Raw genomic sequence first — 17,180 nt, 5'->3', positions numbered from 1 at the left:
TGAAAAATATTTCATAAGGGGTATTATTTTATAGTATAGAGAAGAGAGGCTGTTATGAAAAAATATTATAAAGGAATATCCATTTTAGAAATAGAACCAAAAAGAAGCGATATAGAAATAATCGATATAAGAAGACCATTGGAAATAAAAATATTTAGTCTAGAAGGAATACGGGCGATTCCCATGGGAGAGCTTCTTAGTTCGCCGGGAAAATATTTAAAGAAAGATACAACCTATTATCTTCTATGCAGAACGGGACAAAGAACAACAATGATGACCGTTTACTTAAGGAAAATGGGGTATGATGCAGTAAACTTGGAAGGCGGTATTAAGGCGTTGTATCCGGAAGCAGACCTTTAAGAATCTTGGATTATAATCCAAGATTCTTTATTTTTGCGATAATATATCGATGTGTTATACTTATGCATAAATAACGTAAAGGAGGATATTATGTCTGAGAAAGCTGTAAAGAAAAAAAGAAGAGTAAAAGTTCCGCGCTATGTGGCGACAGTTTATTGCAATGGGGGAAAGAATGCAAAGAAAAAATACGAGTATGAAGAGGAAGTTTTAAACTGCCAGCAGGCTCTAGAAATCGATCCAGAAGGAAATTTAGAGTGCAGTTACGGATGTTTGGGATTTGAATCTTGTATTCAGGCCTGCAAATTTGATGCAATACATAAAAACGAAAATGGAGTACCCGAAGTAGACGAGGAAAAATGCATCCACTGCAAGCTCTGTATCAAAGCTTGTCCTAGAGATTTAATCAAAACACGAATGGCCGATCAAACAATGATGCCTCTTTGTTCGAATCAAGATAAAGGCGCCCTTGCTAGAAAAGAATGCGACGTAAGCTGTATTGCCTGCAGAATGTGCGAAAAGAACTGTCCGGCGGATGCGATTCATGTGATAGACAATTATGCAGTTATCGATGATGATACTTGTCTAGTCTGCGGGAAATGCGTTACAGTCTGTCCAAGAAAACTGATCAAAGACGAAAATGGAATTATATATGCATAAGGAAAATCCCGCTGAAATAAGAGCGGGATTTTTTGCGCAAAAAAAGCCCTCATCAAAAGATGAGAGCTTGTTAAAAAACTAATCTAAGATAGTAACTTGTACTGGACGTCTTCCCCAGTTATATGCTTCGCTGTTTGAATTCATATAAAGATCTATGATATTTCCTTTCACAGCACCGCCTGTATCTTCAGCAGTAGCATAACCATAACCTTCGATATATAGTCTAGTTCCTAGCGGAATGAAGTTGGGATCTACAGCAACTGCACCAACTCTAGCACGTGTACCGGATGCGGTTAAACCGCCCGGCTCGTTATAAGCTGTTGCTTCCATAGTAATTGTTCTTCCCGATTTAGGAGAAGATTGAGCTTTCTTAGCAGTTTCTTTTTTATAAGAGTTGTTCTTTCTATAGTTGTTGTTAGAATTTTTCTTATAAGATTTTTTACTATTTGAATAATCCGCTTTTCCATTAGAAGAACCGCCAGTTAAAAAGTATTTTGAAACATATCCTGTCTGACCTTTATAGCTGATTTGAACCCATTCATTTACAACAGGTCCGGATACAACAGCGCCTTCTTCTACAGCGCCGATAGAACGGTTTTGAACTCCAGGGCCTGTACGTACATTTAATCCCATAGTAGCTTTTCCAGAATAAGATGCAGCACTCGCCTCAGTAGATCCTGCAGTAATAGATGTTGTAAAAACAGTTCCTAATATAAACGCCCCAACAGCGAATTTTTTAATCGAATTAGATAACATAAATACCCCTTTTCTTTTTTCGTTGAATTTACTTACGAGCCTTATTCTATAAAAATCCACCAAAAGGGTCAAGAAAATCAGGCACAAAAAGGCGAAAAACAGAAATAAATAATTATTTCACAAAATTCAATCGAAATAAATAAAATTTTAGTTCCAAAATCTTGAAACAAATCCCTGAATTCAAAAGGTTACAAATAGGTTACAAAGTGCGGGTGTATGGAAAGTACAGAAGAGGGTGGGTGTTAAGAAAATGTAATAAAATTGTTATAATGGGCCATTTAAGCGATAATTATTATTTTTATTAAAAATAATAATTATCGTGATTTATTAGATAAAATTTACAAATAAAGATATGTTATAATCATATTGCTGAACTATAACAATAAGAGCCATTATTTGTATTGAAATGTTAAGGGGAATGTATTTTCCAACAAGATGAACTTTAAAAAATAAATCAATTAACTATTGATTTATTTTTATATTATGTTATCATTCAGTTAAAGGAAATGTATTGGAGGTAGTTATGCTATACGAATATGATATAAAAATTTTATTGTTAAAGGATATTAATTTAAGAGATATCGGAGAAATTATAGGCAACTTATTGACGCAGGTTCTTTGTTCAGACGAAAGTTGGCAAAAAAAACATTATGATAAAACATATAAGAAATATTGTTTTAATTATTTATACCCATTAGCGATCAAAGATATGTATACGCGTGGAGGTGTTTATAATTTTCAGTGTAGAGTGATGGATGAAAAGGTTGAAAAAATTTTTGATTTATATTTGAGAAATTTTAAAAATGATTATTTTAAAATTTTGCTAACTAGAAAGAAAAAAATTATAGATAAGAATGTAATCGAAAAGATTTATGCCACCACACCCATAATAATAAAGAACAATAATGGCTATTGGAAGAATAATGAAAGTTTTGATTTTTATGAAAAAAGGATAAGAGAAAATTTAATAAAAAAATATAATACTAGTACAGGAAACAATATTAGAGAAGCAGTTATTTTTAATAATTTAATAATAGATAACAGGAAACCGATTGCGGTCAGTTATAAAAATATAACATTACTAGGAGATAAAGCAACTTTCTATATAGCTCAGGATGAATTGTCTCAAGAAATTGTTCGCTGTGCATTAGGAATGGGGGTTGGAGAAAATAATGTTACGCTAGGATCAGGATTTGTTAATTTTAAATATTTTAGGAGGTGAAAAAATGATCGATGAATGTTTAGAAATATTTCTGGAAGAACAGAATAAAGAAGAAAGCGGGGATTTAATTCTCCAGGAATTTAGATTAGATTATGGAAATTACTATTTTGTGAATCTTAATACGGGCAGGGTTATTGAAAGTTTATTAGTTGAAAAAGACACATCGGATAAAGAAGAACGGCGATCTACTATTATAGAAAGGCAATTTAAAGTAAGAGATTATCTCTCACGATTATTAGAAATGAATAAGCCAATTGATGGATCAAAACAAATCCATTCTAATAATTATTTATCTTTTTTTATCAAAAAGGATAAAATTAAAGATTTAAATAAAATAAAAGAGAAGCTTATTAAATCTATAAACGGTTATTACGAAGTACTTATAGATTATTCAAATAAATATGATAAGAAAAAATTGGAACTTCTAAATAGGCTTGAAATTGAAGATTCACTAAATAGAGAAGAAGAAATCTATAAAACAAGAAGTTGGATCCTTGAGAATCTAGAACGATTCAGTGATCTAGAAAATTATAAAGATGATAAAAATTATTTGAAAATATTTTTTGTTTCATCTGATGAAGAGATCGATGAAAACAGTGATTTGAACGCAGAAAGTATTAAAAAGTATAGACAAGAATCTCAAAAATATATAGTTCCTAATTTATATAATAAGAATGATTACAATGTTCTTAAAGAGGGGGTTGTGTATGGTGTTGCCAATGATAATTATGGATTGAATAGCAAAAAGCCTTTTTTATTCAATAAAACAAAAAAAACTAAGGTATCTAATTTAGTATCGCTTGAAAGGGCAAAACAGCAGCGCAGCTTTTTTCAATGGCTCCATGCATTATCCGATAATAAAAAATACAATGTCTATATTGGAAGAATAATAAGTAATGGAGATGTACAAAATTATATTAGTGGTTTTCCAGGAAAAGAATTTTTAAGAGAGCCTTATTTTAATGGCTATTATCTTCGGGTAGCAAAGGAAAAAAATGAAGCCGAGATCGTGGATTTTGATATTATAAATGGTCTTCATTCAAAAGAAGAAGGTATGTATATTAAAAATTACCTTCGATTAGAAGATAATTTAAAAAGAGATTATTACAATTCGAATCTTATAAAACTTCCAGTGGCGATGGAGATTATCGATAGCGCATTATTTGCTAACAGGTTAAGAAATAGTTTCTTTGCAGATGAAAAAGATATTTCAAAAGATGATCCTGATTTAAGGAGTGCGATTTTAGATACAAAAGATATCTTTGTTGACTGGTATGTTAAAGGAAAAGGATTAACAGCACTAAAAGAAATAAGAAAATCTACTTACGAGTTATTGTTGAGGCATTTAAAGAAAAATCAGTATTCTAGTTTAGCGAATGCGTATAATGTTAGAAAAGCTCTTCTACTTTATATTGAAGAGAAAGAGAAAGGAGAATCGGGCGTTATGGAAAATAAGAGAGAGGTATCAAAAGAGTTAGAGATTCGAAAAAAATTAGCAGAATTAATAGAGAATGAAAAAGATCAGCAACTTCAGAATGAAGAGTTATTTGGTTTTGCGTTGGGACAAAGTTTATATTATTTGTTAAGTTTATCTGAGGCTGCTGATAAAAATCATAGCTTAATTTTACCAATTTTGCAGACGAAGAAGTTAAAAAGAATGAAAGAATTAACAAATAACATTTATCAAAAGTATTCTTATGCAATTGGAATGAATAACAGAAGATTCAATAAATTAATCTCTATGATTATGAGTTATGAAGGATCAGAAAAAGTTGACCAGCAAGAAATGATTATTGCAGGTTTTACAAGCTCAAATATAATTTATGAAAAAAAGAAATCAAATGAAAATAACGCTTAAAAAATAATGGAGGAGAAAAAATGGATAAGAGAGTTTATGGTGTGTTAGGAATTAGATCGATAATGGCGAATTGGAATGCAGATTTTAGTGGAAGACCTAAGTCGATATCAACCGGGGAGATTTTTGGAAGCGATAAAGCATTAAAATATCCTATTAAAAGATATTTTATGGAAAATGGAGAAAAGGTTCTATATACAAAAACGTATAAATCGGTAGAAACAAAGACGGGAACGGAATTAGGGGTTAGAAGCTTAAAGGAGCGATACGAAGACTTATTCGATGTTGAAGATTTAGGAAAAGATACAGACCAAATGACAGTCCTTAAGAATCTATTTTCTGCAGCAGATGTGAAAAATTTTGGAGCTACATTTGCAGAAGCTAAGAATAATATCTCTATTACAGGAGCTGTTCAAATAGGTCAGGGATTTAACAAATATGAAGACAGCTATGTTGAATCCCAACAAATATTATCTCCATTTAGAAATCCAACCAAGAAAAAGGATTCCGATGAAGAAAGAGGACAATCTACTTTAGGAATAAAGATTATCAGCAATGAAGCACATTATGTATATCCTTTTGTCATAAATCCTAATAATTATAGAGATTATATCGATATGGGAGCGACTGAAGGGTATACAGAAGAAGATTATAGTAAATTAAAAGATGCGATGATCATTGCAGCTACATTCTACAGCACGAATGCTAAAATGGGATGTGACAATGAACTTGCTGTTTTTATTGAAACTGAAAAGGACTTGTATTTACCCGACTTATCCCAGTTTGTAAAGTTTGACAAAGAAGAGGATATTAATGTGTTTTATTTAGAATTTGATACTATTTTAGAGCCTGTGAAGGATAGAATTAAAAGTATTGAAATCTATTACAATAGCTATGATTCTAAAGTTATATGTAATCTCGAGAATATAAAGAAATACAATATTTTCAGTAAAGAGGAAATATAAATGAAAGTATTGGAATTTAAATTAACAGGAGATACTGCCTTTTTTAAAATTCCAGAAGTCAACACTTATCGTTATCTAACATATTCCTCTATACACAAAATTAGTTTACTGGGGATTTTAGGATCAATAGCAGGACTAAAGGGATATGGTTTGAATCAGGATAATAAATATCCTGAATTTTACGAGAGACTTATGGAAGTTAAATGTTCAATTTCAATAGAAGATCCGAAGAATATTAAAAAGAAATATCAATCTTTTAATAATTCAGCTGGATATGCTTCATATGAAAAAGGAAATAATTTGATTGTAACAGAACAATGGCTTGAAAAACCTTGTTGGACTATAAGGTTATTGGTAGATTCTATTCCAGAGGATCTGCCAATTGTTGACAACTTAATAAATAAAAAGACAATATATATACCGTATCTTGGCAAAAATGATCATTTTGCTAATATTTATGGAGTAAAATTAGTGGAAATGGAAGAAGTGCAGGAATTGTCTGGAAGAATTGAAATGGACGGGCTGTATTTGACGGAGTTATTTACAGTGTTTAGCAAAAGATCATTACAAAAAATATATAAATTCTCAGAAAATTTGCCGATCAAATTGGATGAACAGTTTAACCAATATATTAAAGCAGATTTTTCACAGACGAATGGGGTATTGCAATTAAAAGAAGATAGAAGTATACCTGAAGGAGCATTATTTACTAAAGACAATATGTACTTTTATTTTGTTTAATCTGAAAGTTATGGAGTGATATATGACAAATAGAGAATTAATAAAAAAGAAGAATAAGTTTTATGCTCATAAAAAGAAAAGAGATGGAGAGAAGAAAGAGTTACTTGAGGATCATTTATATTTAACTCTAAAATATTATAAGAAAATATATGAATCTAAGAATTTGTCTCCTGTCTTTGAAAGAATTTTTAAGGGTTTGTTCATTTCCGAAAAGTTTAAAAAAATTTATGACGAAATGATTGAAGATGTTATATATTATCATGATATCGGAAAGGTAAATCCTCTATTTCAGAGGGAGATAATGCAGAATAAGGATATAGAAGATAATATAAGAGTTGAAAATTCAAATCATTCTTATTTCAGCTCGCTAATCTATATGAGAAATTATTTAGGAAGAATAGATGAGGAAGCAGAAGGAATTGAAGAAAACGACCTGATAATGCTATATTCTATCTTAACTATAAATATGGGAATTATTCAAGGACATCATGGATCATTGAAATCAAAAGAAAGCCCTATTTTTTCTATTGCAGAAAATGATGAAAACTTTATGGAAATTGCATTTTTTCAGGATAGTATTCACATTGATGCATCAGACTATAGTGAGGTTATAGAAAACTACGATATGATCCTTGGATATCCCTTTGACAAAGAAAAGCATATTTTAATGTATATTTATTCGAGGCTTCTTTTTGGACTTTTAACCCAATCGGATATTTTAGCAACAATGGATTACATGGCGGATATAAAAACAGAAGACTTTGGGTTAATAAATAATACAGATGAACTATTATCGAGTTTCAATGATAATGAAATTACAAAAACGATTAGGAGATACGAAGAAGGAAATTATTGTTATCCTGAGGGAAGTATTAATGAACTGCGGTCAGAAATGTTCTTGGAAGCAGAAAGAAATTTACAAACCAATAAAAATATTTTCATGTTAGAGGCGCCTACCGGGGCGGGTAAAACAAATATATCTATTAATTTAGCATTAAAACTATTAGAGGAACACGAAGAGCTGAACAAATTGTTTTACGCATTTCCTTTTAATACATTAGTAGAGCAGACATATAATGGTTTGCTAGAGATCTATGAAGGAAATAAAAAGATACAACAGCAAATATCGATATATAATTCGATAAACAGCTTCGAAGATTTAGAAAAAGAGCTTAAATTAGCAAAAGAGATTAGTGGGAAAGACGAAGAACAGGAAGAAATATTGTATCAAAGGTTATATAGAGATTATCAGTTCTTATATTATCCCATTTCGATATCTACAAATATTAAACTATTTGATTGCTTTTTTGGAAATCAAAAATCATCATATTATCCATTCCCACTCTTGGCGAATAGTGTAATCATTATGGACGAAATTCAGTCCTATAAAAATAGTATCTGGCAAGAGATGATAGAGATGTTGGGATACTTTGCAGAAATATTAAATATTAAAATTATTATCATGTCGGCAACTTTACCGGGAATAGAAAGTTTGATTCATAAAACCCAGATAGAGAATGTCCAAAGATTAATCGAAGAACCAGATAAATATTATCAAGATCAAAGATTTAAAAATCGTGTATTATGCGACTATTCATTGTTAGGAATAGGAGAAACAGAAAATAAAAGAGATGTGTTGTTTGAGAATATCATTGAAATTATAGAAGGTTCGATCAATGGGAAGAAACTTATATTGGTTGAATTTATCAAAAAAGATACGGCCAAGGATTTCTATAATAAAATATGTGATTTATTTGCAGATCAACATGTAATAATAAAACATATGGATGGAGACACAAGTAGAAAATCAAGAAAAGATATTATTAAAGTAATAAAAGCAAAAAAGAATAAAAAATTAGCAGAGAAGTTAGAGGATGAGTTAAAAAAAGAGCTGGAAGGAGATTATATACTTGTATCTACTCAAGTGGTAGAGGCGGGTGTTGATATCGATATGGATATAGGATTCAAAGATATCTCTTTATTTGATTCAGAGGAGCAGTTTTTAGGGAGAATTAATAGAAATTTTAAATACAAAGATGCTGTTGCATATTTTTTTGATCTAGATTCAGTAGATAAAATATATAAAAATGATGTCAGAACAGAAAGCTCACTTTTATTAAAAATGGAAAAAATTCAAGAACTGCTAAACACAAAAAACTTTAAAGAATATTATAAATTTGTTCTTGATCAGCTTGTAAAAGACAATAAAGATAGTTCAAATAATACACGTTATAAGAAATACGAAACATTGCTAAAAGAGTTAGACATGACGGGTATAGAAAAACATTTTAAGTTGATCAACAAGGCAGACACCTTTAGCATCTATTTAAATACAAATAATTCTTCTTCGGACAAACTATGGGAAGAGTATAAAGATTTGTTGAACAGTGAAATGGATTTTTCGGAGAAAAAAATAAAGTTAATTAACCTGCGAGGACGAATGGATGAATTTACTTATGAAATATATTCTACTCCTACGGGTTATCAAGATTATTATGGAGGGATCTACTATTATGATAATGGGGAGATCTTTATGGACAATGGAAGATTTGATTCTAGGAAAATGAATAATGATGAAAGTTTTGATTTTTTATAGGTGAATCATGGAAATTACAGGGACTTTAGTAAATTATTATATACATTGTAAGAGACAATGCTATCTTCATGGGAATAAAATAAATTTAGAAGATAATGAAGAACTAGTGAAGATAGGAAAAGCCTTACACGAAGAAAAATTGCATAATAGAGATAATACAGAAGTTACTTTAGATAATATAAAGATTGATAAAATAACAAGAGATTATTTAACAGAGATAAAAAAATCAGATGCTGATCAGGAAGCCGCTAAATGGCAGCTTATTTTTTATTTGATAAAATTAAAGGAAAAAGGAATTATCCGAAAAGGAAAATTAGAATTTGTTGAGAAAAAGAATGCATCAAAAACAACGATTATTGAGTTAACAGAAGCGATAGAAGAACAATTGAAAAGGATATTGGAAGAAATTGAGTTATTAATCCTAAGTGAAAATCCGCCAAAGGAAAAGCTTAGAATATCAAAGTGCAGAAAATGTGCATACTACACGTATTGTTACATATAGAGGATGAAGATGGGAAAAACAAAATATATTTTTACATCAGGTAAATTATCTAGAAAAGATTTTTCTTTGTGCTATAGAGACGTCGATAATAATATTAATTATTTTCCGATAGAGGAAGTAAGAGAAATATATATACTAAATGAAGTTTCTATTAATACAAAACTACTAGATTTTTTAGGCAGATATAGTATTTTTATTCATTTTTTTAACTATTATGGAAATTATAGTGGTACATTTTGTCCAAAGGAAGAATATCTTAGTGGTCGTTTATTAGTGCAGCAGTTAGAAAAATATAAAATAGATCGTATTCGTATTGCTAAATCTATAGTGAAGGGAATAGCTTTAAATATTATTGAAGTATTGTATCATTATCATCGGCATAATAAGCCGGTAAAGGAGTATATAGACAATATAAGAAAAATAGTTTTTAATGAGTTGGATAAAGTAGAACAAATAAAGAGGATTTTATACATTGAGGGATTTGTTTGGAAAGAATTTTATAGTGCATTAAGAATAGTATTACCTGAAGATTTCTATTTAAAGGAAAGAGTTAAAAGACCTCCAGATAATCCAATTAATGCGTTGATATCTTTTGGAAATACAATGTTGTACACGAAAACGGTGTCTGCAATTTATCAGACACATTTAAATCCGACAATAAGCTATTTGCATGAGCCAGCGGAACGAAGATTTTCTCTAGCATTGGATATCAGTGAAGTATTTAAGCCTATAATAGTGTTTAGGACAATATTAGATCTTGTGAACAACAATCGCATTAGTAAAATAAATCATTTTGACAAGAATATGAATTATGCTGTTTTAAATGAAGAAGGTAAAAAAATATTCATAGCAGAATTTGAAAATAGGTTAAATAAAGTTATTGAGCATAAAAGGTTAAAAAGAAAAGTGACGTATCAAACCTTATTGAAATATGATTGTTATAAATTGATAAAAGATATTATGGAAGGAGTTGAATTTATTCCATATAATGACAAAAATAAGGAATAGAAACTATAATTATAATTATGTATTCTTATTTTACGATATAAATTCAGAGAGAGTATCGAAGGTTTTCAAGATATGTAAAAAATATTTAGAAAGATACCAGCTATCTGTATTTAGAGGGAATATTACCCCGTCAAACTTAATAAAACTTAAGAAAGAATTAAAAAATATTATTAAAGAGGAGGAAGATACAATTGCAATCATAAAACTTCCAGGCAAATATTCATTCGAGGAGGAGATAATGGGAATAAAGCTGAAGGATGAAGACGATTTGTTTTTTTAGTGATTTATTTGGCAATCACTGGAAAAAAACAGTAAATAGACTTAAAAATACTCATTTATAGGGTATATGATAATATAGAGAATATGTATTTTACTATGGCTGAACCATAACATTAAATGTATTGAAATTCATCAGCCCACGGTGCCTGTAAAAGCGATTCGATTGCTGAACCATAACATTAAATGTATTGAAATTAGTTTCCTCCACCTGCTGTAGTCTTTAGTCCGCGCTGAACCATAACATTAAATGTATTGAAATATAAAATCTTACTTTAACTTGGATACTTTTAAAAAGGCTGAACCATAACATTAAATGTATTGAAATAAGGCTTTACGAGCATCTTCCTGTGATAACTTCCCGGCTGAACCATAACATTAAATGTATTGAAATTCTATTTGACGATGTTCCTATCATTGAGTATGTAGAGCTGAACCATAACATTAAATGTATTGAAATAGATGATTCCGCAACTGAATTAGCTACACTTATAAAAGCTGAACCATAACATTAAATGTATTGAAATAAAGATACTAATGAGATAATGATTTTAAATTGGATAAAGCTGAACCATAACATTAAATGTATTGAAATAAAAGAGAACCTTTGTATATAACCGTTCATTTTTTGCTGAACCATAACATTAAATGTATTGAAATATTATACGTTTATATTCATCTTTAACAATGTAGTCAAGCTGAACCATAACATTAAATGTATTGAAATTCAACTCGCAATTACAAAGTCGGAGAATGGCAACTGCTGAACCATAACATTAAATGTATTGAAATTATAATTTATTAAGAGTAATCGCTCTTACAATATCGCTGAACCATAACATTAAATGTATTGAAATATGATAAAATAAAACAAAGGGAATATAATCCTTTCGCTGAACCATAACATTAAATGTATTGAAATCAAGATCCATCAAAATATAAGTGGTCTAAAATAAAAGCTGAACCATAACATTAAATGTATTGAAATTCTTTTAAGATTAATGCAATAACCCCTTTTCGAGATCGCTGAACCATAACATTAAATGTATTGAAATTACTTATATTGATTCTAAACATACGATATCAATTACGCTGAACCATAACATTAAATGTATTGAAATATATTTGATGGCGCTACCCCGTTAATTTCTGCATTAGCTGAACCATAACATTAAATGTATTGAAATCGTGCTGACGGACGAGAATAAGTCAGTGTACGTAAGCTGAACCATAACATTAAATGTATTGAAATAGTTTAATCGGACAAATTGGGGATAGTTTAATATTGCTGAACCATAACATTAAATGTATTGAAATAGAGAGATTATCCCGTTATGGCAAGACGTTCATCAGCTGAACCATAACATTAAATGTATTGAAATAGGTAAGGAGTTCGTTCGTTTCATCTATTACAACGTGCTGAACCATAACATTAAATGTATTGAAATCAGCAAGATAAGAAGATATATAGCCTTGTAGTACGGCTGAACCATAACATTAAATGTATTGAAATAGCATTGATAATTCTAGATATTCGTTCTCTATGACCCGCTGAACCATAACATTAAATGTATTGAAATATGAGGATAAGACCTTTAGATTGGTTACTGAAAAGGCTGAACCATAACATTAAATGTATTGAAATGCAACAATCTCCTTTTCGAGCCTTGCCTCAAACACTGCTGAACCATAACATTAAATGTATTGAAATATATAAGTTCCCACGTGAACATTATTTAGTCCAAAGCTGAACCATAACATTAAATGTATTGAAATACAGAAACGAGGGCTACTACGGGTATAAACTGCACGGCTGAACCATAACATTAAATGTATTGAAATTAGGCTGTAGGTAAATTCGCACTTACTTTTTGTAGGCTGAACCATAACATTAAATGTATTGAAATACTTTAAAATCGCTTGATTTTTTCCTTGAAACAATTGCTGAACCATAACATTAAATGTATTGAAATTCTAGCACCACCGCCCTGTCTATAACATAATATCTCGCTGAACCATAACATTAAATGTATTGAAATAATATTCGTGTCGCTTCTTTTACGTCTTTCACGTTTGCTGAACCATAACATTAAATGTATTGAAATGAGAGAGCGAACGGGTACGCCACGACTTCAGAATCTGCTGAACCATAACATTAAATGTATTGAAATTTGATTACTTGCAGATATTGCCCCCTTATAGCGACGCTGAACCATAACATTAAATGTATTGAAATAGTTACAGCAAGCCATTATTCCTCTAGTTTAAAATGCTGAACCATAACATTAAATGTATTGAAATTGGTTTGAAGATGGAGGGGTTAAATTCGGGGTTAAGGCTGAACCATAACATTAAATGTATTGAAATTTATATGGGGCTTCATCTCCTACAGGAATCCCGTTGGCTGAACCATAACATTAAATGTATTGAAATGCAGATAGAGTTTCTCCAGTGCTTGTGTTATACATAGCTGAACCATAACATTAAATGTATTGAAATGTTTACAGCAGAAAGTGTTAGAATACTCTTCTAATATGCTGAACCATAACATTAAATGTATTGAAATAGCAAGCTTTGAATATCTGCAAGACTTTTATAAGAAGCTGAACCATAACATTAAATGTATTGAAATCAAACGGTGATACAAAACAAGCGATGGATCTTGTAAGCTGAACCATAACATTAAATGTATTGAAATTTTAGAACATCATTTAACACATAGTCCGTTCTGTCGCTGAACCATAACATTAAATGTATTGAAATTGTAATTTGTAGGAATATGATATTGATTTGCAACTGCTGAACCATAACATTAAATGTATTGAAATAGGATAAAATCACCCTTCTTAAAATCATAAGCAAAGCTGAACCATAACATTAAATGTATTGAAATCCTCTACCCTGCCTTGTCTGCTCAGTAACTACAAACGCTGAACCATAACATTAAATGTATTGAAATACGTGAGTTTGATACCGATAGTTTTCTTGAGAAGTTGCTGAACCATAACATTAAATGTATTGAAATGTTTAACGGGATCCCAGCAAAACAGGCAATAGAAGAGCTGAACCATAACATTAAATGTATTGAGATACTACAGACTCAACGTGTTTGTTTAACGTCGCATGCTGAACCATAACATTAAATGTATTGAAATTGAAAAAGGTGGAGAGATTATCGATCTGCCAGAAGGCTGAACCATAACATTAAATGTATTGAAATACAGGACAAGAAGCTGTATATTCCAACAGTTCGAGGCTGAACCATAACATTAAATGTATTGAAATGGAGATGAAGCAAGATCGTCGATAGAAAAATTATCAAGCTGAACCATAACATTAAATGTATTGAAATATTCGCCTGTATATTTTACAATCGCATTTGCTGTAAGCTGAACCATAACATTAAATGTATTGAAATCTGGGAAGATACGGTTACAAAAAGAGATTTAGAGCTGCTGAACCATAACATTAAATGTATTGAAATTTATCGAAGAGAAGAATCGATAACAAACAAAATGACGCTGAACCATAACATTAAATGTATTGAAATATTTTTCAAGTTTTGCTCTTAATCTTTCTACTTCTTGCTGAACCATAACATTAAATGTATTGAAATGTTTGAAATATTAGAAGTGCTAGACGTCTTCAATGAGCTGAACCATAACATTAAATGTATTGAAATGAAGAAAGCGGATAAAGAAAGAGCGATTGAGGATAGCTGAACCATAACATTAAATGTATTGAAATAGGTTTTGTTGTATGGTTATAACAGAAATATAGCGCTGAACCATAACATTAAATGTATTGAAATGACAATAAAAAAGGGCATGAGATTTCTCCCACGCCCTGCTGAACCATAACATTAAATGTATTGAAATGCGACAATATTTGTCATTAACTCAATACTGTGAGGCTGAACCATAACATTAAATGTATTGAAATTAAATACAATATTATTTGCCTTTTCGTTTTCTACCTGCTGAACCATAACATTAAATGTATTGAAATATTACTTTGTATAGTTTAAGACTGCCCATAGCATGCTGAACCATAACATTAAATGTATTGAAATGGAGATATCTATATAACCGTTAAGACAGAACTTGGCTGAACCATAACATTAAATGTATTGAAATTTTACAGCTGCAGCCGAAGTTTAGATTGTTGGACGGGCTGAACCATAACATTAAATGTATTGAAATTAGTTTCCTCTATTGCCAATATCAAAATACCTACTGGCTGAACCATAACATTAAATGTATTGAAATAATCAATTACTGGCACATTCGGATCGGTAGGACTGGGCTGAACCATAACATTAAATGTATTGAAATTATATAGCTATATTGTTATCATCTTCTATATCTTTTGCTGAACCATAACATTAAATGTATTGAAATTACAAATTGACTACATTATTATTTTCATCTAAGGCTAGCTGAACCATAACATTAAATGTATTGAAATTTAATAGAGGAATCGAAGCGATAAATTCAATTCAGAGCTGAACCATAACATTAAATGTATTGAAATGGGTTGTATTTGCAGACGGTTGGGTAGATACCAACGGCTGAACCATAACATTAAATGTATTGAAATGTTTTAGTAACCCAACCAAGGTAAATTTCAAATTGCAGAACCATAACATTAAATGTATTGAAATAAGATAAGCGACTCAGGGTTTTAACCCACCACAAGTTGCAAAAACATTTATATCCATATTTGCAAGCCTCCATGCTACAATATTAACTAGAAGGGTTATTCAAATAAAAACATAATGGAGGGCTTATGGAAAAGGTAGCTATTATAGGAATGGGGACTTCGGGGATGGCTGTTTTGGCGGGATATGAGAAGGTAGTTGATCCGTCAACAGTATCCATCGACTGTTACGATTCCAGCGGAAGTTTAGGGAAAGGTTATCCATATAGAATGGATTCGGATGAAGTTATTTTAAATTTAAAAACGAGAAAGATTAGCTATAACTATGAAGACAACGACGACTTAGCTCGTTGGCTAGAAGAAAATGATTTGCAGGAACCTGTCTATACTCCTCGGAATGTTTTTGGTGTTTATATGAAATCCCGCATGGAGGATACTGCAAAGAAGATACAGGCCAATCTTATGGAAGAAAAAATCATTCGTATAGATAAGGCAGGAAATCAGTGGGAGCTGGGGACAGAATCTGGGAAGATCAACAAATATGACAGGGTTCATCTTTGCTGCGGAGAGCTGAAGCAATATGATTACTATGGTCTGAAAGGCGAGGAGAATTTTATCCAGGAGATATTTCCATTGGAAGAGAAGCTTCAAGGGGTTCAGAAAGGCAATATTTGTGTGATCGGAACGAGTCTTACAGGAGTAGATGTGGCAACCTACTTGTTATCTAAAAACCGTGGTGATCATATTACAATGTTCTCACGAAGCTGCATGATTCCTACTGTAAGAGTGGAACCTGTGGAAGTTTCGATAAATGTCCTGACAATGGAGTGTTTAAAAAAGCATTTGGAAGAATATTATGGGCGTATCGCCTTTGAAGAGTTTGATGCTTTATTTCTAGAAGAGCTAGAATCTCATGGAATTGATTTTGAGAAATTCCAAGAATTTCATATGTGCGGAGGTATTGAAGGGTTAGAGAGAAATATCGATTCTCCTGATGACTTAGCTGTGGTTCAGGCTCTTCTACCCCCAATGAACGGGATTTTTAACAAGGTGTGGGACTGTATGCCTGTAACTGACAGAGTGCGTTTCAGAGAAAAATGGCATCCTTTTTTAACCCATAACCGCAGTCCGCTTCCTTTAGAGTCCGCTGAGATTTTGATTCAGGCTAAAAAGGAACACCGATTATCCATGGTAAAGGGTGTAGGAGGTATTAAAAAGAACGGAAAATACAAGCTGATTATGGCAGACGGAAAAGAACATGAGATAGAATACGACTATATAATAAATGCGACAGGGCTGGATGTACGGATGAGGGAAATAGAAGAATCGAATCCTCTTTTAGACCAGCTCCTTGAAAAAAGATATGCTTCGGTCTGCGAATATGGCGGTTTAACTTTAGTGCCGGGAAAAATGTGCGTGATCTCTCCTCTTTATGGAACGTTGGAGAATCTTCATGGACATGGAGTGCTGGCGGTTGGTGTACAATACCGTAATAATTCTACAATGATGATTCAAAAGACTGCTCATGAATTGATAAAAAGTTTATATTCTTCAAAATAATAAAAACCCCAGACAAAAGATCT

Annotated in this window: 12 protein-coding genes and 1 CRISPR repeat array; of the genes, 11 read left to right on the top strand and 1 reads right to left on the bottom strand. The window is 31.3% G+C overall.

The window, feature by feature from the left end; translation table 11 throughout:
- Window positions 1-54: 54 nt before the first annotated feature.
- The gene (locus ACTQ46_RS08310) at window positions 55-360 is read left to right on the top strand and encodes a rhodanese-like domain-containing protein (RefSeq protein ID WP_441748898.1); all 306 of its coding nucleotides are present in this window, start codon (window positions 55-57) and stop codon (window positions 358-360) included.
- A gap of 90 nt (window positions 361-450) precedes the next feature.
- The gene (locus ACTQ46_RS08305; RefSeq protein WP_441748896.1) at window positions 451-1,017 is read left to right on the top strand and encodes a 4Fe-4S binding protein; all 567 of its coding nucleotides are present in this window, start codon (window positions 451-453) and stop codon (window positions 1,015-1,017) included.
- 78 nt (window positions 1,018-1,095) lie between these two features.
- Here the strand turns inward: ACTQ46_RS08305 and ACTQ46_RS08300 are convergent, their stop codons facing one another.
- Complete coding sequence (locus tag ACTQ46_RS08300) at window positions 1,096-1,773, bottom strand: 3D domain-containing protein (protein ID WP_441748894.1); 678 nt, start codon at window positions 1,771-1,773, stop codon at window positions 1,096-1,098.
- 523 nt (window positions 1,774-2,296) lie between these two features.
- On the opposite strand from ACTQ46_RS08300, the gene ACTQ46_RS08295 reads away from it, so the two are divergent.
- From ACTQ46_RS08295 to ACTQ46_RS08255, 9 genes are all read left to right on the top strand, one after another.
- On the top strand, window positions 2,297-2,995 hold the full coding sequence (locus ACTQ46_RS08295; RefSeq protein WP_441748892.1) for a CRISPR-associated endoribonuclease Cas6: 699 nt from the start codon (window positions 2,297-2,299) through the stop codon (window positions 2,993-2,995).
- Between the two features lie 4 nt (window positions 2,996-2,999).
- A complete protein-coding gene (locus ACTQ46_RS08290; RefSeq protein WP_441748890.1) occupies window positions 3,000-4,853 on the top strand; it encodes a hypothetical protein in 1,854 nt (617 codons plus the stop codon).
- Window positions 4,854-4,873: 20 nt separating this feature from the next.
- Window positions 4,874-5,815: a type I CRISPR-associated protein Cas7 gene (locus ACTQ46_RS08285; protein WP_441748889.1), complete on the top strand. Its 942-nt coding sequence runs from the start codon at window positions 4,874-4,876 to the stop codon at window positions 5,813-5,815.
- Window positions 5,816-6,556, top strand: coding sequence for a type I-B CRISPR-associated protein Cas5b (gene cas5b, locus ACTQ46_RS08280; protein ID WP_441748887.1), 741 nt, complete (start codon window positions 5,816-5,818; stop codon window positions 6,554-6,556). It abuts the gene before it with no gap.
- A gap of 22 nt (window positions 6,557-6,578) precedes the next feature.
- Window positions 6,579-9,152, top strand: a complete 2,574-nt coding sequence (gene cas3, locus ACTQ46_RS08275; protein WP_441748885.1) for a CRISPR-associated helicase Cas3' — start codon at window positions 6,579-6,581, stop codon at window positions 9,150-9,152.
- Window positions 9,153-9,159: 7 nt separating this feature from the next.
- Complete coding sequence (gene cas4 / locus ACTQ46_RS08270) at window positions 9,160-9,654, top strand: CRISPR-associated protein Cas4 (protein ID WP_441748883.1); 495 nt, start codon at window positions 9,160-9,162, stop codon at window positions 9,652-9,654.
- Between the two features lie 9 nt (window positions 9,655-9,663).
- Window positions 9,664-10,662 carry a type I-B CRISPR-associated endonuclease Cas1b gene (gene cas1b, locus ACTQ46_RS08265; RefSeq protein ID WP_441748881.1) on the top strand — a complete coding sequence of 333 codons (999 nt, stop codon included), beginning with the start codon at window positions 9,664-9,666 and terminating at the stop codon, window positions 10,660-10,662.
- Window positions 10,625-10,942 (top strand): CRISPR-associated endonuclease Cas2, encoded by a 318-nt coding sequence (gene cas2 / locus ACTQ46_RS08260; protein WP_441748879.1) that lies wholly within the window; start codon window positions 10,625-10,627, stop codon window positions 10,940-10,942. The genes cas1b and cas2 overlap by 38 nt, the downstream gene beginning before the upstream one ends.
- A gap of 98 nt (window positions 10,943-11,040) precedes the next feature.
- Window positions 11,041-15,601: direct repeats of the CRISPR family, unit length 30 nt; unit sequence GCTGAACCATAACATTAAATGTATTGAAAT.
- A 125-nt stretch (window positions 15,602-15,726) separates the two neighbouring features.
- Window positions 15,727-17,157 (top strand): FAD/NAD(P)-binding protein, encoded by a 1,431-nt coding sequence (locus tag ACTQ46_RS08255; protein ID WP_441748877.1) that lies wholly within the window; start codon window positions 15,727-15,729, stop codon window positions 17,155-17,157.
- Window positions 17,158-17,180 lie beyond the last annotated feature (23 nt).

This window comes from Gallicola sp. Sow4_E12 (genome assembly GCF_052116305.1).
In the GTDB taxonomy this organism is placed as follows: domain Bacteria; phylum Bacillota; class Clostridia; order Tissierellales; family Peptoniphilaceae; genus JBQKLI01.
Note: the sequence above shows the minus strand (reverse complement) of the source record. Positions and strands in the feature narration are given on the sequence as shown.